Annotated in this window: 11 protein-coding genes, 1 tRNA gene and 2 pseudogenes; 4 read left to right on the plus strand and 10 right to left on the minus strand. The window is 74.5% G+C overall.

Translation table 11 applies throughout. The features are described 5' to 3' along the window. Positions 1–10 precede the first annotated feature (10 nt). A complete protein-coding gene (locus tag ACIGZJ_RS32415) occupies positions 11–1,621 on the minus strand; it encodes a tetratricopeptide repeat protein (protein WP_396460637.1) in 1,611 nt (536 codons plus the stop codon). Positions 1,622–2,065: 444 nt separating this feature from the next. Between ACIGZJ_RS32415 and ACIGZJ_RS32420 the strand changes: the two genes are divergently transcribed. Together ACIGZJ_RS32420 and ACIGZJ_RS32425 are read left to right on the plus strand one after the other, a co-directional pair. Beyond that, the gene (locus tag ACIGZJ_RS32420; protein WP_396460638.1) at positions 2,066–2,572 is read left to right on the plus strand and encodes a hypothetical protein; all 507 of its coding nucleotides are present in this window, start codon (positions 2,066–2,068) and stop codon (positions 2,570–2,572) included. Between the two features lie 73 nt (positions 2,573–2,645). Beyond that, complete coding sequence (locus ACIGZJ_RS32425; RefSeq protein ID WP_396460639.1) at positions 2,646–3,575, plus strand: spermidine synthase; 930 nt, start codon at positions 2,646–2,648, stop codon at positions 3,573–3,575. Positions 3,576–3,627: 52 nt separating this feature from the next. Here the strand turns inward: ACIGZJ_RS32425 and ACIGZJ_RS32430 are convergent, their stop codons facing one another. The 5 genes and pseudogenes from ACIGZJ_RS32430 to ACIGZJ_RS32450 form a co-directional block, all read right to left on the minus strand. Continuing rightward, complete coding sequence (locus ACIGZJ_RS32430; protein WP_396460640.1) at positions 3,628–4,605, minus strand: hypothetical protein; 978 nt, start codon at positions 4,603–4,605, stop codon at positions 3,628–3,630. Positions 4,606–4,786: 181 nt separating this feature from the next. Then, a complete protein-coding gene (locus ACIGZJ_RS32435; protein ID WP_392938978.1) occupies positions 4,787–5,233 on the minus strand; it encodes a DUF4442 domain-containing protein in 447 nt (148 codons plus the stop codon). Between the two features lie 199 nt (positions 5,234–5,432). Continuing rightward, a tRNA-His gene (locus ACIGZJ_RS32440) sits at positions 5,433–5,508 on the minus strand. A gap of 174 nt (positions 5,509–5,682) precedes the next feature. Then, positions 5,683–6,285: an oligoribonuclease gene (orn, locus tag ACIGZJ_RS32445; protein ID WP_392938980.1), complete on the minus strand. Its 603-nt coding sequence runs from the start codon at positions 6,283–6,285 to the stop codon at positions 5,683–5,685. 809 nt (positions 6,286–7,094) lie between these two features. Continuing rightward, positions 7,095–8,090: pseudogene (locus ACIGZJ_RS32450) on the minus strand (helix-turn-helix domain-containing protein); the annotation flags it as partial. Between the two features lie 989 nt (positions 8,091–9,079). On the opposite strand from ACIGZJ_RS32450, the gene ACIGZJ_RS32455 reads away from it, so the two are divergent. Next, complete coding sequence (locus ACIGZJ_RS32455) at positions 9,080–9,853, plus strand: GNAT family N-acetyltransferase (RefSeq protein WP_396460641.1); 774 nt, start codon at positions 9,080–9,082, stop codon at positions 9,851–9,853. A 70-nt stretch (positions 9,854–9,923) separates the two neighbouring features. On the opposite strand, the gene ACIGZJ_RS32460 is transcribed toward ACIGZJ_RS32455, so the two are convergent. Then, positions 9,924–11,102 (minus strand): HAD-IA family hydrolase, encoded by a 1,179-nt coding sequence (locus ACIGZJ_RS32460; protein WP_396460642.1) that lies wholly within the window; start codon positions 11,100–11,102, stop codon positions 9,924–9,926. An 887-nt stretch (positions 11,103–11,989) separates the two neighbouring features. Here ACIGZJ_RS32460 and ACIGZJ_RS32465 point away from each other — a divergent pair. Continuing rightward, positions 11,990–12,430, plus strand: a pseudogene (locus ACIGZJ_RS32465) (universal stress protein); the annotation flags it as partial. A gap of 235 nt (positions 12,431–12,665) precedes the next feature. Here the strand turns inward: ACIGZJ_RS32465 and ACIGZJ_RS32470 are convergent. The 3 genes from ACIGZJ_RS32470 to ACIGZJ_RS32480 all read right to left on the minus strand — a co-directional run bounded on the left by ACIGZJ_RS32470 (position 12,666) and on the right by ACIGZJ_RS32480 (position 17,395). Then, the gene (locus ACIGZJ_RS32470; protein ID WP_396460643.1) at positions 12,666–13,856 is read right to left on the minus strand and encodes an acyl-CoA dehydrogenase family protein; all 1,191 of its coding nucleotides are present in this window, start codon (positions 13,854–13,856) and stop codon (positions 12,666–12,668) included. Between the two features lie 186 nt (positions 13,857–14,042). Beyond that, positions 14,043–15,035 (minus strand): hydroxymethylglutaryl-CoA lyase, encoded by a 993-nt coding sequence (locus ACIGZJ_RS32475; RefSeq protein ID WP_396460644.1) that lies wholly within the window; start codon positions 15,033–15,035, stop codon positions 14,043–14,045. Further along, a complete protein-coding gene (locus ACIGZJ_RS32480) occupies positions 15,032–17,395 on the minus strand; it encodes an acetyl/propionyl/methylcrotonyl-CoA carboxylase subunit alpha (RefSeq protein WP_396460645.1) in 2,364 nt (787 codons plus the stop codon). The genes ACIGZJ_RS32475 and ACIGZJ_RS32480 overlap by 4 nt, the downstream gene beginning before the upstream one ends. Positions 17,396–17,464: the final 69 nt, after the last annotated feature.

Raw genomic sequence — 17,464 nt, forward strand, 5'->3', positions numbered from 1 at the left:
GGCCGACCGCTCAGGCGGCCGCCGCCAGGTCGTACTCGGCCAGGAACCGGCCGACCTCCGGCACGGCGGCGTGGCCGCGCAGCCGCTCGGCGGTGTCCGCGAGCATGCTCCGGATCCGGGCCGAGCGGACCTCGCCGAACAGGGCGACGGCGGCCGCGCCGTGGCCCGCCGCGCCGGCCAGGTCCCCCCGGCCGAGCCGGTCGTGGGCCAACTCGGCGGTGTAGAGCACCCGGTTGCGGACGAAGTGCGGCTCCTGGAGCGCTATGGCCAGCCCGGCCCGTTCGCTGGCGCGGTCCCAGTCCCCGAGGGCGGACCAGCACTGCGACTCCAGCCCGGCGATCTCCGCCCGGCCGAAGAAGGACATCCACTCCGGGTCCGCCTCGGACGGGCCGTGGTCGAACAGCCGGTACGCACGGGCGAGTGCCCGCTCGCAGGCGGTGCGGTCCTGCAGCAGCGCCCAGCCGCCGGCCTCGCGCATGGCGAGCAGCGAGAGCAGCCGTTCGGAGTCGAGCCCCCGGGCGGCGGCCTGCCCCGCCTGGGCGGCCCGCAGGGCCTCGCGGGGGCGGCCGGCGTCCCGGGCGAGGAAGGCGCTGTTGCAGAAGACGTGCGCCTCCAGGGCGGCGTCGCCCGCCATCCGGGCGGTGGCGAGCGCCTCGGCGTAGAGCGAGCGGGCCTCCGCCAGCCGGTTCGAGTCGTGTGCCAACCAGCCGACCGAGATGGCCAGTTCACCGGCGCCGGCCTGGAGCCTGCGCTCGGTCTCGGTGCTGTACTCGCCCTCGTCGAGCAGCACGTAGGCGGTGCGCAGCGACTGTCCGGCCCGCTCGAACAGCGCGTCGGCGCCGCGTGCGTCGTCGGCCAGCCGGATGTCCCGGACGGCCTGCTCGACGCCGAGCACCTCGGCGGTGCCGATGCGGCGGGGTGGCGGCACCGGCCCGGGCCGACCGGGCACGAAGGCCGTCCCCGGGTCGAACAGGGTGGCGCCCGGTCCGAACCGGTGTGCCAAGGTGCCGGGTTGGGCCGGGATGAGCCCGCTCGGGGCGGGCCGCTCGGCGGCCTCGGCCGACCGGTCGATGCCGATCACGGTGGCCAGCGCGGCCGAGCCGCCGGCCAGGAACGTACGGCGACGCACGTCGTCGTTCTCCTCGTCGAAATGGTGCGATCCGTCGGGCCCCCGGGGCGCCACGGGCCTCGGCGGGGGTGGCCCGCCGGGTGGGGGCGGTTCCGCGTACGGCGAGGCAGCGTACGGGAGTTGCGTGGAGAACGGTGAGCGCGGGGCGGGCAGGGACGGGAACTGCGGGTGGAGCAGGGGTGTCGGGGCGTCCGGGCCGCCCTCCGCCGGGCGGCGGCGGACGGCGGTGCGGGGGGCGAAGCCCAGGTCGGCGAGCGAGCGATCTGGCCACATATGCCGGAAGACGCGCTCGTAGGCGTAGTTGGGGCAGCGGATCTCGCCGGCCTCGACCCGGCCGACGTAGCGGGCGTCGCAGGACACGTGCTCGCCGATCTCGCGGGCGGCCCGGCGGACGGCCAGGGCGAACTCGCCCGGCGAGCGGTCGCCGCGCAGGGCGCGCATCACGGTGTTGGGTGACGGGCGGTTCGGCTCGGCCGGTGGGGTGGCTGCCATGGTGCGCTCCGTGGTCGTGCGGGGGTGCTGCGGGGTGCGGTGCGGTGCGGGTGTCGGGTGGTGCTGGCGTGGGGGCGGGTGCTGCGTGGTGCGGGTGGGGCCGACGCGGTCCGGGGGAGTGGGGTGCGTACCGGGCCACGGGTGCGTCCGATGGGGCCGGATGGGGCTCCGGATGCGCCACCGACAGTACCCGCAGTCACCGTCCGGCCGCAGCCTGTTCTTGGTGGATGTGCTGTCAATTCGGTGCAAACCGGGCGCTGTTGCCGGGATCTGCCATGAAATGCCATGCCTTGCTGTAAGGCGCCCCGTGGCCTGTGGAGTGGTCGCCGCGTTGTCCTGATACGTGGAAGCCCCCGTCGTCGCCCAGGCCTGCCGCCCGTCGCGGCGCCCCCACCGCCGGGGCGGCCCCGCTTCCGATCCGACGAGGTGACAGGAGTGCCTGTGATGGCCACCGGAGTGCCGCAGTACCACCGCCTGGTCGCCGGAGGGGTGCTCGCCGCCGCCGTTCCGGCCCTCCTGCCCGAGTCCGCCGACGACCGCTCCCCGTGCGGCGGCGGCGCGGTCCGCCGCCCCGGCGGGGCTGCCGGGCTGCCGGCGCCCGGTGACGCCGGCGGGGTCGTGGCCGCCTACGACACGGTCACGGTCGCGCTGCGGCACGGCCTGGAGGCGGTCGACATCCTGCGGCTGCGCCGGGCCTGCGGGGCGGTGCTGCAGAGCAGGAACGGCAGCACCGTCTCCTTCCTCGTCCCGGCCGGCACCTTCGAGAGCTGGCACCTGCCCGGCAGCTCCTGTACCGCGGGCGCCCTGATGCCGCCCGCCACCGACCCGCGCTGGGTGATGCCCCCCACCGGAGCCGGGCTCGCGGTCCGCCCCACCGACTCCTGGGTCCTCCGCTCGGCCCTCTGCGAGGCCGCCTGCACCCTGACCGCAGGCGGCCTCGGCCCGTTCTGAGCCCCGCCCCGGCCTCCGCGCCACCCCGGCCGAGCCGAGAGGGCCTTCGCGGCCTGCGGCGATAATGGTCGGTATGGGACGGAAGAGCAGAGCCGATCGCGGCGCGGACCGAGCACGTACGACCGCGGAACCGCCATCCGCGCTCACCGGTCCCGGCGGCCGCACGCACGCGCAGGGCCCGCTCACCCACCCCGTCGAGTCCGGACTGGCGGAGCTGCGCCCCGACCGCGACCGGCCCGGCGCCTGGTCGCTGCTGGTCGACGGCGCCCCGCAGTCGATGGTCGACCTCGCCGACCCGACCCACCTGGGCTTCGAGTACCAGCGCCGCCTCGGCCACCTGGTCGACCTGGTCGCCCCGGCCGGCCGGCCCCTGACCGTGCTGCACCTCGGCGGCGGCGCCCTCACGCTGGCCCGCTACGTCGCGGCCACGCGGCCCCGCTCCCGCCAGCAGGTCGCCGAGATCGACACCGCGCTCACCGAACTCGTCCGCACCGAACTCCCGTTGGAGCGCGGCTGGCAGATCAAGGTCCGCGGCTCCGACGCCCGCAGCGTCCTGGAGCGGACCCCCGAGGGCAGCGTCGACCTGGTGATCACCGACGTCTTCTCCGGCGCCCGGGTGCCGGCCCACTGCACGACCGTCGAGTTCACGGCGCTGGCCGACCGGGCCCTCGCTCCCGGCGGCTGGTACGCGGTGAACATCGCCGACGGTGCGGCCCTGCCGTTCGCCCGTTCGCAGATCGCCACCCTCGGTGCGGTCTTCCCCGAGCTGTGCCTGGTCGCGGACCCGGCCGTGCTGCGCGGCAAGCGCTTCGGCAACCTCATCCTGGCGGGCGCCCACACCCCGTTCCCGCTGGCCGACCTGGGTCGCAAGGTGGCCACCGACGCCGCCCTCGGCCGGGTCGAACACGGCCGCGCCCTGGCCGACTTCGCCGCCGGCGCTACCCCCGCCACGGACGCCGGCGCGGCCCCCTCCCCGACCCCGCCCCCGGGTACCTTCCGGTAGGGGTCCCAAGCCTGGAGTTCTCGGTGTCCGGCCTGCTCAGCGTCCGATCGGCTCAGTGTCCGCGGGGCAGGCCCCGGTGCTTGCACATCGCGGCGCCGGTGAGCAGCAGGCCGGCCGCGATGGGGGCGAGGACGGCCGTGCCGGTGCCCGAAGTGCCGTGTGCGGCCGTCGCGGTGGCCGCGACGGCCGCTGCGCCGGTGAGCGTGAGGTCCTCCGGCGCCGCCGGACGGTTCGGTGCCGCCCCCGGGCCCGGGCCGCGGGAACCGCCCGGGGCAGGGCGCCCGTCGGCGGTGCGGCCCGTTCGGTCGGCGGCCTCCTGGACGGGCGGCGGAGCGGCCGGGCCGCGCTGTCCACCGGGGGAGGGAGCGGGTCGAGCCGGGCCGGGGCCGGTCCGCCCAGGGGCCTCGGGCGCTCCGCTCGGGTCGTCGTCCCGGGAGGCACGGGGCTCCGTGCCGCGGGCCTGGTCCGCAGTGGTGCCCAACAGTCCGGAGGCGATCGCGAACGCGTCCGGGACGGCGGCCCGTTGGCCGGGCAGCGGGAGCCCGCCCGCCCGGATCCGGTCCTGCAGCAGGTCGTCCACCGGCGCGGTCGCGTCCTCCAGGCCGGGGACGGGGACGGCAGCGGGGGAGGCGCCGGTCGCGGAGTCGGTCAGCTGCCCGAGCAGTCCGGGGGCGCCGGCCTGGCCGGGGGCGGTCGAGGGCGGTTGTCCGGCGGGGCTCGCCGGGGCCGAGGATCCGTGGCCGCCCGCTGCGCCGACGCGTTCGGCCGATTCGCCGTCGAGGGGACGCCCGCTGCCCAGGGTGCGGCCGACGGCACGGCTCACCGGCTCCGGGAGCGGGTCGGTCGCCGCCGCGTACGCCCCGGCCGCCCCCAAGCCCCAGAGCTGTGCGAGCAGTGCCCCGCCGACCGCGAGGGTGTGCGGGTGGGGCAGCCACCGCCCGGCCGCACGCCTGGTCCCGCTCGCGCCGCTCGTACCGCCGACACCGCGTCGGGCGGCTTCCAGGGCCTTGGTCGCGTGATTGGCTCGCACGTGAGTTGAGAACGAGCGGACGGTACCCGAGGTCACGGCCGCCGCCTCGGACTGTCGCGACACGGGGAGCCGCACCGAGGGTCGGGGCGCGGCGCATCGGAAAGCCCGGGGGAGGCGGGCCGGGGGCGGCGTCGATCCGCGGCCGCCCGGCCCGGCTCCGGTCCTGCGGGCCCCCGGGTGATCAGGAGTTGGGGCGCAGCGTCCAGATGACGGTCATGACGCCGGTCACAGCGCCGTCGGCGCGGGTGATCTCGACCGTGACGGGGAACTCCGGGCGCTCGCCCTTGTCCAGCTCCGCGACGATGTCGGCGGCCGGGCGGCCCAGCACGGCGGTCGCGGTGACCACGCCCATCGCCAGCTTCTTGTACGAGATCTCGGCGCTCACCGCGAGCGGCACGGCGCGCGAGAGCTGGTCGCCGAAGGCGCTCAGGACGATGCAGCCACTGGCCGACTCGGCGAGCGTGAACATCGCGCCGGCGTGCGGTCCGCCGACGTGGTTGTGGTACTCGGGCTGGTCGGGCAGCTGCAGGACGGCCCGCTCCGGGGTGGTCTCCAGGTACTGCAGCTTGAGCGTGCGCGCCATCGGCACGGTCGAGTCGAGCAGCTGGCCGATCGAAGGTGTGGTCATGGCAACGATGTTACTAGTGGGTAGCTTCCGAGGGAACCTCCTCGGAGTCCCCCGCCCGAACCGGGCCCGAACCGGGGCCGGCCCGAAGCCGACCCGAAGCCGGACTCGGGGCCGGGCGGGCCCGTGGGCCGCCGGGATCTGAGGGAACGCCGAAACGCCTGAGGGGCCGATCTCTTGAAGAGATCGGCCCCTCAGGCTCTGGGGTGAGTGACGGGACTTGAACCCGCGGCCACCTGGACCACAACCAGGTGCTCTACCAACTGAGCTACACCCACCATGTGTCTGGTCCGTTCCCGCTCTTCGCGTTCCCGTTCCGACAGGAAGAACTCTACAGGATCCGAGAGGGTGCTCGCGCCAGGGTTTCGATCGGGCGGGCGAGGAGGCTCAGCCGCCCTGCCCGGGCCCGTCCGGACGGCTCCGGACGAGCCCGGGCAGGGCGGCTGGAGGGGTCAGTCCGTCGGCGCCTGGTACTTCTCGGCGATCGCCCGCGCGGTGTCGGTGTCCGGGCCCGGCTGGGCGACGAACACCGCCTCGCGGTAGTACCGCAGTTCGTCGATGCTCTCGCGGATGTCCGCGAGCGCCCGGTGGTTGCCGCCCTTCTGCGGGCTGTTGTAGTACGCCCTCGGGTACCAGCGGCGGGCCAGCTCCTTGATCGAGGAGACGTCCACGATCCGGTAGTGCAGGTGGCCCTCCAGGGCCGGCATGTCCCGGGCGAGGAAGCCGCGGTCGGTGGCCACCGAGTTCCCGCACAGCGGCGTCTTGCCGGCCTCCGGCACCTGCTCGCGGATGTAGGCGAGCACCAGCGCCTCGGCCTCGGCGAGCGTCACACCGTGCTCCAGCTCGTCGAGCAGACCGGAGGAGGTGTGCATCGCGCGCACCACCTCGGGCATGTTCTCCAGCGCCTCGGCGGGCGGTCGGATGATGACGTCGACACCCTCGCCGAGGATGTTCAGCTCGGAGTCCGTCACCAGTGCCGCGACCTCGACCAGGGCGTCCCGGTCGAGGTCGAGGCCTGTCATTTCACAGTCGATCCATACCAAACGGTCATTCACGCCACTCACCCTACGGCGCGATCACGCGCCGCGGGCACCGGTGGAGCCGAGCGAGGTGTCGCGGTACGGCTCTCCGGCGCGTGCTCGTCCTGGTCGTGCCCCTCCGCCTCGTGGCCCTCGTGCGGCGCGCGGACCGGGTGGCCGTCCCGCGCGGACCGGCCGTCCCGGGCCTCCCGGGCGGTCTCCGGGGCCCCGGTACGGCCGCCCTGCGGGCGGACCTGGGCGCCGCGGCCCTGACGGGCCCGGCCCTCCGGGGTCGCGGGGGACGACGGGGCCGGCAAGCGGGCGCCGGGCGCACCGTGCCCGCGGCCGCCGCCGTTGGCCGCACCACCGGAACCGGGTTCGTCCACCGGGCGCTCGGGCGTACTGCGGTGCCCCTGGCCCTGGCCGCGCGCACCCGGCTGCGGATGGCCGTCCTCCGCCGCGGCGTGCTCCGCCGTGCGCGGCGGACGCCCGGCTCCCGGACCGGCCTGCGCCGGGACCAGCGGCGGCCGGGCCGGACCGCGGCCCGATCCCGGCTGGCCGGGGTGCGGCTGGTGCGCCGCCGGCTGGTGCGGGTACGGCTGCGCCGCGCGGGCGTGGAACGCCTGCGAGGGCTGCTGGCCGGCGTGCGCGGGGTTGCCGGACGGCGGCTGGAGCGCGTGCTGGCCGTGCTGCCCGCCCGGCCCCGGGTACCCCGGATGCCCGGACTGGCCGGGCACTGCTCCACCCGCCGCGGCGGCCGCCGCGTGCGAACCGGCCGACTGCGGCACCGCGCCCGCCAACCGGAGGTCACCGGGGTACGCCGCCGGGGCCGCGGTCTGCGGCCCGGGGCGACGTGCCCGGTAGCTGGTCCGGTACGCGGCCGGCGAGACCCCGAGCTGGCGCCGGAAGTGCCCGCGCAGCGCCACCGGGGACCGGAAGCCGCAGCGGCGGGCGACATCGTCCACCGACAGTTCCGAGGTCTCCAGCAGCCGCTGTGCCTGGAGCACCCGCTGGGTGATCAGCCACTGCAGCGGGGCGCTGCCGGTGAGCGTGCGGAACCGCCGGTCGAAGGTGCGCCGGCTCATGTAGGCGCGGGCCGCCAGCACCTCGACGTCGAACTGCTGGTTGAGGTTCTCCAGCGCCCAGGTGACCACCTCGGCCAGCGGGTCGTTGCCGATCTCCTCAGGTAAAGACTGATCGATGTACTGGGCCTGTCCTCCGCCGCTGCGGCGGCTGGGCACCACGAGCCGGCGGGCCAGCGCGTTGGCGGCCTCGGCGCCGTGGTCGCTGCGCACCACGTGCAGGCAGAGGTCGATCCCGGCAGCGGTGCCGGCCGAGGTCAGGACGTCGCCGTCGTCGACGAACAGCTCCCGGGGGTCGACGTGGACCCGGGGGTAGCGCTTGGCGAGGGTCGGCGCGTACATCCAGTGCGTGGTCGCCGGGCGTCCGTCCAGCAGGCCGGCGGCGGCGAGCACGAACGCACCGGTACAGAGCCCGATGATCCGCGCGCCCTCGTGGTGGGCCTTGCGCAGGGCGGTGATGGCCTCGACCGGCGGCGGCTGCGAGATCGAGCGCCAGGCCGGGACGACGATGGTGCCGGCCCGGGCGAGCGCCTCCAGCCCGTACGGGGCGGAGAGGGTGAGGCCGCCGGTGGTGGCCAGCGGGCCCTCCTCCCCGGCGCAGACCAGCAGGCGGTAGCGCGGCACTCCGGCGTCCTGGCGGTCGACGCCGAAGACGGAGAGCGGGATCGAGCTCTCGAAGATCGGGGCACCGCCGAAGATCAGCACCGCGACGGTCTCCCGTCGGCGCCGGCCCGAGAGCTTCCGGGGCGCGGCCGCCATCACGGGGGCGGACGGGCCGTTCGCGCCGGAGCCGGCCGTCGCGCTATGGCCCGCTGCGCCGTGACCCGTTGCGCCGTGGCCGGTCGGGTTGTGGCCGGGGGTGCCGAGTCCGGGGGCGCCGAGCCCGAGCGGATTCGCCGGGACGCCGCCGGCCGTCACGCCGACGGACGGAGTGCCGAGCGCCGAGGCGCCGACCGGACCGCCGGCGAAGGCCGGGTAGCCCGCGCCCGGTCCCGCGTGCGCCACAGGTTGGCCGGTAACCGACGGACCGCCGCCCGGCCCCGCACCGACTCCCTGGCCGGATCCGGGATTGACGAATGGTCGGTTGACGGGCCGTCCGCCGTGTTCCGGAGAGCCGGAGAATGAGGACGCCCCGAAGCCGCCGGGAACCCCTGTGACGGATGGGACGGATGGTGCCGCAGAGGTGTAAGAGGCGGCGCTGGAGTTGCCGGAGGTGCGGGGGGTGGCAGCGATGGCCGGGGCGCCGGTGCTTCTCGCGGGACGACCCGTGATGCCGGTCGCGGCCTGGCCGCTGTCAGGACCCGCGTCGCTCCTGCTCACCCTGCTCAAGGCGCTCAAGCCCCCTCGGTGGTGTGGTGTGGTGGTGCGGCACTGCTGGCCAAGATCGAATCTATCGGGTGGACCGTTGCCGTTGTGACAAGTTCACCATCCGACGCTATGTCGACATGGCAATTTGGCGTGATGCATTCGATCACGAAGCGTGGCACCCGTCGACCCTTCTGGGAAGGGGGCCGGTACAACGGTGGCTGGTTGTCGCGGGACTGGTCCTGGGGCGCCCGGCTTCGGCGGACCCGGCCGGCGCGTCTGGGCTGCGGGTTTGCCCAAGGGCGAGGGAGCCGCGCGAGATTGACCGAAAATCGGCGGTGCACGGGAGGGCGCACGCGGGCGAAGTGTGCGCCGCCCTGGCTTCATCCGGCCAGTGCCGCGGCCGGTGACCGGCTGTCGGTCCGGCGCGCTACCGTCCTGCTGTGAACACTCGCAGCCGGCTCGAACTGGCCAACGACAACGCCGCCGCGTTCTGGCTCGCCCAGTCCCGAGCGCACGGCTGGCGGCAACTCGTCCGCCCCGGGTTCACCGCCGCTCGCTGCGCCCGCACCCCGACCGACTCCCACCGCGTCGTGGTCACCGGCCCGTACGGCGAACCTGCCGTGCTGGAAGATGAGTTGGCGGCCCTGTTCAAGGAGTGGTCCACCGCCGGACTCACCGTTGAGGACCCGTACGGCGGGCTCGACCTGGAGCGGTTCGGCTGCACCCACGGCCCGGCGATGGCGGTCATGGTCCGCGAGCCCGGCCCGCTCGACGACCGCGCACGGGGGGAGGCCGACCGCGGCGACCGCTCCCTGACGGTCGATGAGGTGCTGGACGGGGACGGGTTCGCCGAGGTCGAGCGGGCGGTGGTCGAGGGCTTCCCGATCCCGGCCCGCCGGCCCTGGAGCAGGGGCGTGATGCTGCCGGAGCCGCTGCTGCGCCAACCGGGCCTGCGCGCCTGGCGCGGCCGCATCGACGGCGTGACCGCCGGGGCCTGCCTGACGTACGACGACGGCCACGCCACCGGGGTGTACTGGGTCGCGACGCTCCCCGACCACCGCTCCCGGGGTGTGGCGCGTGCCGTCCTGGAGGCGGCGCTGGCCGCGGCGCACCCCGACCGCCCGGCGACCCTGGTCGCCACCGCGATCGGTGAGCCGCTCTACCTCAAGCTCGGCTTCACCGAGCAGGGGCGCACCACGTGGTGGACCCGCTGATCGGGCGCCCTGGCGGAATTGGATCGGTGGGGCTGGCGGGGCTGGTGGGGCCGGCCCTGGCTGAGCCCGGCTAACCGGCCGCCGCCGCTCCGACGATCGGTGCGGGCACGGCCGGGCGCAGGACCGGGCCCGGACGCGCCGGCGACACCGGTGACGTGGGAGGCATGGCGAACCGGGTGCGCGCGGGGTACCCCGGCAACTCGGGGTACTCGAGGTACTCGGGGCGTGCAGGGTGTGCAGGACGCTCGGGGTGTGCAGGGCGTTCAGAGTGCTCGGGGTGTTCGGGTGCGGGCGGAGTGGCGGACCGGATGCTCCCCGCGGGTGGCCCGTCGCCCGACTCGGCAACTTCGCCGGACCGGTTTCGGACAGCGGATCTTGTCGAGGCACCGGGTGCACCGCCGCCTGGCCCCTGCGCGGGTGAAGGCGCGCGCGGGCCGTCCGGGGCGGACAGCGCGATCCGCGCGCTGGGACGTGCGCTGCCGGGCGCCGCCGCGCCGCTCCTGCTCCAGGGGCCGGCCGGCATGGCACAGGCCGCCCTGCGCTGGAGCGGCCCGCCTGCCCGGACCCCTGGGCGGGGGCCGGGGGCATTGCGAGCGGAGAGCACCTGTCCGACGGCCTCGGGCAGCCCGGCCGCCTTCAGGGTCGGCCGATAGCCCGGCTCGGCCCAGGGCCGCCCGTGGTGCAGCCAGACGCTGCGCAGGCCGGCCAGCTCCGCGCCCGCGATGTCGGCGGGGGCGTGGTCCCCGACCATCCAGGTGTGCGAGGTCCAGTCTCCGGTGGGCGCGACGCCGCAGCGCTGGGCGGCGATCTCGAAGATCAGGGGGTCGGGCTTGAGGCACTCGGCCTCCTCCGAGATCACCCAGCCGTCGACCAGCGGGCCGAGTCCGGTGCGCCGGATCTTCTCCAACTGCGGCCGGGTGCTGCCGTTGCTGACGATGCCGAGCGTCCAGCCGGCGGCCCGCGCCGCCCGCAGCGCGTCGATGTGTCGGGAGGGGCAGTGGATGTGGGAGTTGATGCCGCGTCGGTAGTGCGCGATCAGGAACTCCATGGACTCGTCCAACCCGTAGCGGCGCTGGGCGGCGGACAGTACGGTGCTGCGCGGCACGTAGCCGCCGCCGTCGATGGTGACGAGCCAGTCGAGGTCGCCGGGCGGCAGCCTTCGTTCGGCCAGAAAATCCTGAGCCCAGGCCCGGAAAGCGGCATCCCTGGGGAGCAGCGTGTTGTCGAGGTCCATCAGGAGCAGGGGCATGCCGAGCATGGTGCCAGCGGCCGCGCCTATGCATCTGGCAAATGCCAGAGACGGTCGCGAACCCCTACGAATTGGCCGAAATGGCTACCAGGAGCAAAGGCGGCGCCCAGGGGTGGGGTGACGGGTGAGGCGCAGGGGGACGGTGAGGCGCGCCGAAGGCACTCATGCGGGCCCCGCCGGTGTGAGCCTCGGCCACGCGGTGTGGCGGGGGTCGGCAACGGATCGTTGCCGATCAATGACAGTCCGGTCACGGTGTCCCGGTGGCCTGTTGCCATGGCCCGGTTTGCTCAGTCAAGCTCCAGAGAACCTCCTTCAGCCAGAGGGGGCGTGTTCGCCTGCCGACAGGGGCGCATTGTTGTCCGCGGGCGCATCCCCCATTCGCGGGAACACAGTCGTTCCGGGACTCCGCCGCTGGGCTGAGCCCCGCGCCCGTCGTACTCTGAAAGGAATAGGTCACATACGGTGGTGCTCGGCGCAGACCGACGTCGTCCCGTGGGCGGGCCTGCTGCCCGGGCAGCGTTGTCCTCTCCTGTCGGCCCATCTCCCTCGAAGAGCCGTGAGCCATGGCTGGTTTTGAGTCCTTCCGACCGGTTGAACCGGACACGGTCCGCAGTGCGGGCGCAGTGGCCGGGGCAGACTCCGTCGACCGCGACGACCTCGGTGGAGACCTTGATGGAGACCTCGGTGGAGCCGCTCGTTCCCGGGGCCGTTTCCGCCCGCTGCGCAACATCGCGCGCCGTGGCCGTCCCGGTTCGCGTCAGCGGCGGGACGAGCAGCGGACCGGCTCCGCGGAGGCCGAGATGAGCGGCCGTCTCGGCTCGGGTGCGGACCACTCGGGCGGCCCCGGCCTGCCGGGCGCGCCAGGGGAGCCGGCGGTCCAGGAGGCGCCCGTACGCCCCTGCGATCCGGCCTTCCAACATGGTGTGGTGGTGGGCTTCGACGGCTCGCTGTCGAGCGAGCGGGCCCTCGCCTACGCGGTGGGCATGGCCCGGCGCTCACAGTGCGGACTGGTGATCGTGCACGTTGCCAACCGCCTGCCCGCCACGGTCTGGGCGGGCTGTGAACCTCCCGTCTTCGTCGACCTCCCGGACCACCGGACCGAGGTCCTCGGCCTGGAGCTCGCCTGCGCCGACTTCCTGGCCGGCGTGCCCTGGATCCTGGTCGAGCGCGGCGGCGACATCTGTCACGAGATCGAGGAGGTCGGCCGTGAGTACGCTGCCGACGCCATCGTGGTCGGCAGTACGCACGGCCTGCTCGGCAAGATCTTCGGTTCGGTCTCGGGCCGACTGGCCCGTCGCGCCAACCGGCCGGTCATCGTCATCCCCTGACGCCCCTTCCGGCCGCGGGGTGCCGGCGGATGCGTGCGGGAGTGAGGAATGAGGGGCGCTGGCGCGTCGTGCCTGCGGCAGTGGCGGGGCTCGGCCCCGGGGTCGGCCGGTGCGAGCCGTTGGCGCTGGTGCTACGGGTGCTGAGAGCGATCAACTCCCTTCTGTGTCAGGGCCTGTGACTGGCAGTCGGCCGTAGGCCCGGAGCGGCGGGCTCCGGGCCGGACCGGTGCGGAGCTCAGTACTTGATGCCGAGCTCCCGGGCGATGAGCATCCGCTGGACCTCCGAGGTGCCCTCGCCGATTTCGAGGATCTTGCTGTCGCGCCAGAACCGGGCGACCGGGAACTCGTTCATGAAGCCGTACCCGCCGTGGATCTGGGTCGCCTCGCGGGCGTTGTCGACGGCGGCCTCGGACGAGTACAGCTTGGCGATCGCGGCCTCCTTCTTGAACGGTTCGCCGTGCAGCAGCCGGGAGGCGGCGTCCCGCCAGGCCAGGCGGGAGGTGTGCGCGCGCATCTCCATGTCGGCGAGCTTGAACTGGATGGCCTGGTTGGCGCCGATCGGCCGGCCGAAGGCCCGACGCGTGCCGGCGTAGAGGACGGACTGGTCGACGCACCCCTGGGCCAGGCCGGTGGCCAGGGCTGCGATCGCGATGCGGCCCTCGTCGAGGATCCGCAGGAACTGGGCGTAGCCTCGGCCACGCTCGCCCAGCAGGTTGGCCGCGGGAACGCGGCAGTCGGTAAAGGACAGTTCGCGGGTGTCGGATGCGTTCCACCCGACCTTCGAGTACTTCTTGGACACCTGGAACCCCGGGGTTCCCGTGGGCACGATGATGGAAGAGATTTCGCGCTGTGGCGAGGAGAATTCGCCCTCTTCACTCGAACGAGCGATCGGTTCGGTGAGCGCGGTGACCGTGACCAGTCCGGTGATCTCGGTGCCGGAGTTGGTGATGAAGCACTTGGTGCCGTTGATGACCCACTCGTCGGTGGCCTCGTCGTAGCGCGCCGTGGTGCGGGTCGCGCCGGCGTCGGAACCGCCCTCGGGCTCGGTCAGGCCGAACGCGCCCATCAGCTCGCCGGAGGTCAGCCGGGGCAGCCACTCGCGCTTCTGCTCCTCCGTCCCGAAGCGGTAGATCGGCATCGCGCCGAGCGACACCGCCGCCTCCAGGGTGATCGCGACCGAGGAGTCGACCCGGGCGAGCTCCTCCAGGGTGAGGCAGAGCGCGAAGTAGTCGCCGCCCATGCCCCCGTACTCCTCGGAGAACGGCAGGCCGAACAGGCCCATCCGCCCCATCTCCCGAACGATCTCGTAGGGGAACTCGCCCCGCTCGTAGAAGTCGCCGATCTTCGGCGCGACCACGTCCTGGGCGAACTCGGCTACGGTGCGCCGCAGTTCCTCGTACTCGCTGTTCAAGCGGTGATCGAGCATGGTGATCCTCCTGAAGCCCGGCCGGGGGTGGCCGCGGGGCGTGATCGGGATGACCGGCGTCCGTCTGATGGTGTGACGAACTCACCGGTGTGGTCGGAAGGGAGGCGGGGGTGCCGTGTGGAAGGTGTGCGCCGGCCGGGCGCCGGGGCCCGGTGAGCGGCCGGCGGCGGGGTGGTGGGCCGTCAGTCAGCCCCGGTCGGCGCCGAGCAGCGCCTGGACGGTGCGGGACGGGCTCGGGCGGCCGAGCCGGTCGGCCATCCAGCCGCTGGTGGCGACCAGGGTGCGCAGATCGACCCCGGTCCGGATGCCGAGGCCGTGCAGCATCCAGACCAGGTCCTCGGTGGCCAGGTTGCCGGTGGCGCTCTTGGCGTAGGGGCAGCCGCCCAGGCCGCCCGCCGAGGCGTCGACCGTGGTGATGCCGCAGCGCAGCGCCGCCAGCGTGTTGCTGAGCGCCTGGCCGTAGGTGTCGTGGAAGTGCACGGCGAGCCGCCCGGTCGGCACGCCCGCCGCGGCGAAGCCCTCCAGCAGGGCCGTGACCTGGCCCGGGGTGGCCACGCCGATGGTGTCGCCGAGGCTCAGCTCGGTGCAGCCCATCTCCAGCAGGCGCAGGCCGAATCCGATCACCTGGGCGGCCGGGACCGGGCCCTCCCACGGGTCGCCGAAGCACATCGAGAGGTAGCCGCGGACCCGGATCCCGGCGGCGGTGGCCCGTTCCACGACCGGTTCGAACATGGCCATCGCCTCGTCGGCCGACCGGTTCAGGTTGCGGCGGGCGAAGGTCTCGGTCGCGCTGGCGAACACGGCGATGTCGGTGGCGTGGTGGGCGAGTGCCCGGTCCAGGCCGCGCTCGTTGGGCACCAGCACCGGCAGCCGCAGGCCGGGGTGGCGGGCGGGCAGATCGGCGAGGCGCGGCACGAGCTCCTCGGCGTCGGCGAGCTGCGGTACCCATTTCGGGTGAACGAAGCTGGTGGCCTCGACCGTGCGCAACCCGGCGGCGGCGAGCCGGGCGATGAACTCGGCCTTGACCTCGACGGGCACCAGGGAGCCCTCGTTCTGCAGCCCGTCACGCGGTCCGACCTCGTGGATCCGGACCTCCTCCGGCAGCCCGGGGGCGCGGACGGGGGCCGGCAGGCCGAGGTCGAGTGCGTCGGGCTCGGACCGGGGCGAGGCGGCGGTCATGACCGCACCTCGGCTGCGGCTGCGACGGTGGCGCCGGCCCGCGACGGGGCGTCCGCGGACCCGGCGGCCGGGGCCTGACCGGTCGGCTCCTGCTCTGCGGGGGCGACCACGACCAGCACCTCGTCCATGGCCACGGTGGCGCCTGCGGCGACCCGCAGCTCGGCCACCGTGCCGTCGTGCGGCGCGGCGATCACGTGTTCCATCTTCATGGCCTCCAGGACGAGCAGGGCCTGGCCTTGGCGGACCTGCTCGCCGGCCGAGGTCTTCACGACGGTGACCGTTCCGGGCATCGGGGCGGTCAGCGCGCCGTGGTGGGCCGCACCGGCCGCGGTGCTCTCGCCGACGGCGTCGTAGGAGTGCACGGGCCAGGCGTCGCCGTCGATCCCGAGCCAGGTCACCGGGCCGGTGGCGGTCGGGCCGGCGGCGTTGTCGGTGGTCTGTGCAAACGTCGTCTGCAAGCCGTCGACGGTCAGGTGCAGGCGGCCGCCGGCGCGTACGGCCCGGGCGCGGTGGACCGGGCCGGAGCCGAGCCGGAGTTCCACCTCGGGGGTGACCCCCGGGGGAATGTCAGTGGCCTCGGCTACGTTGCCCGCAGTGATCGGACGGATGCGCACCGACACCGGATCCTGGCCGGGGGCCCGGAGCCGGTGCGTGGTCCAGGCGGCGTCGCCGCCGATGCGCCAGCCGGAGGGAAGGGAGAACGGATCGGTCCAGCCGACGGTGTCGGTGACGGGAGCGAGGTCCAGGTGCCGTGCGAGCGCGGCCGCGTAGTAGAGGAGGTGGGCGGGCGTCGGCGCCTCGGGCGACAGGGCGCCGGAGTCCTCGGAAGGGGAGTCCGCAGCGGATTCCGGAGCGGATCCGGAAGCGGCCGGGCCGGCCGGGGAGTAGGGCGATGCCAGCAGCGCGGGGTGCTGCTGCGCCGTCTGTTCGACCAGGCCGGTGTCCAGGCGGCCGGCGGTGACGTCGGGGTGTGCGAGCAGTCGCCGCAGGAAGCCGGTGTTGGTGGTCACGCCGAGGATCCGGGTGTCCGCCAGCGCGGCGCGCAGCCGGCGCAGCGCGGTCGGGCGGTCGGGCCCGTACGCGATGACCTTGGCGAGCATGGGGTCGTAGGAGCTGGTGATCACGGTGCCCGGGGCGACACCGGAGTCCACCCGGATGCCTTCGCCCTGCGGCTCGTCCAGGACGAGGATGCGGCCGCCGGTCGGGAGGAAGTCCCGCTCCGGGTCCTCGGCGCAGATCCGGGCCTCGATGGCGTGGCCCAGGAAGGAGATGTCCGGCTGGCTGAAGGAGAGGCTCTCGCCTGCGGCGATCCGCAGCTGCCACTCGACCAGGTCCAGTCGTCGGGGCCGGGCCGAGCCGGTCCCGTCGGAGTCGCCCCCTGCGGCGCTGCCGCCGATGGCGATGGCGAGTTCGGTGACGGGGTGCTCCACCTGGAGACGGGTGTTCATCTCCATGAAGAAGAAGTCCCGTACCCCCTCGGTGGGGGTGGGGGAGTCCGGGTCGAGGCCGGGGACGATGAACTCCACGGTGCCGGCCCCGGTGTAACCGCAGGACTCGGCCGCCCGGACGGCCGCTGCGCCCATCGCGGCGCGGGTCTCGGCATTGAGGAGAACGGAGGGTGCCTCTTCGATCAGCTTCTGGTGGCGGCGCTGCAGGCTGCACTCGCGCTCGCCGAGGTGGACGGTGGTGCCGTGGGCGTCGGCGAGCACCTGCACCTCGATGTGGCGGGGCCGGTCGATCCAGCGCTCCAGCAGCAGGGTGTCGTCGCCGAAGGCGGTGCGGGCGACGCGCCGTGCGGCGGCGATCTCGGTCGGCAGCTCGGCCGGGTCCCGGACCAGGCGCATGCCCTTGCCGCCGCCTCCGGCGGAGGGCTTGAGCAGGACGGGGTAGCCGATCTCCTCGGCGGCCGCGACGAGTTCCTCGTCGGTGGGCGCGGTGGCCTGGCTGCCCGGGACCACCGGCACGCCGGCGGTCCGGACGGCCTCCTTGGCGTTGATCTTGTCGCCCATCAGCTCGACGGCGGAGGGCGGCGGGCCGATGAACGCCAGGCCGGCGTCGGCGCAGGCTCGGGCGAAGGCGGCGTTCTCGGCGAGGAAGCCGTAGCCGGGGTGGACGGCCTGGGCCCCGGTGCGGCGGGCGGCGGCGAGGATCTGGTCGGTCCGCAGGTAGGTCTCGGCGGCGGAGCTGTCGCTGCGGTCGGCAGGTCCGAGCCGTACCGCGACGTCGGCCTCGCGGACGTGGGGGGCGTCGGCGTCCGCGTCGCTGAAGACGGCGACCGAACGCACGCCGAGCCGCCGCAGGGTGCGGATCACCCGGACGGCGATCTCGCCACGGTTGGCGACCAGAACTGTGTCGAACATGGGAGGCGTTCCTCCGGGTCGAGGGGAGCCGTACGAAGGAGGTGGTGGAAGGGCCGGCCGCGCGTCGGG

The organism is Kitasatospora sp. NPDC052868 (assembly GCF_044547105.1).
In the GTDB taxonomy this organism is placed as follows: domain Bacteria; phylum Actinomycetota; class Actinomycetes; order Streptomycetales; family Streptomycetaceae; genus Kitasatospora.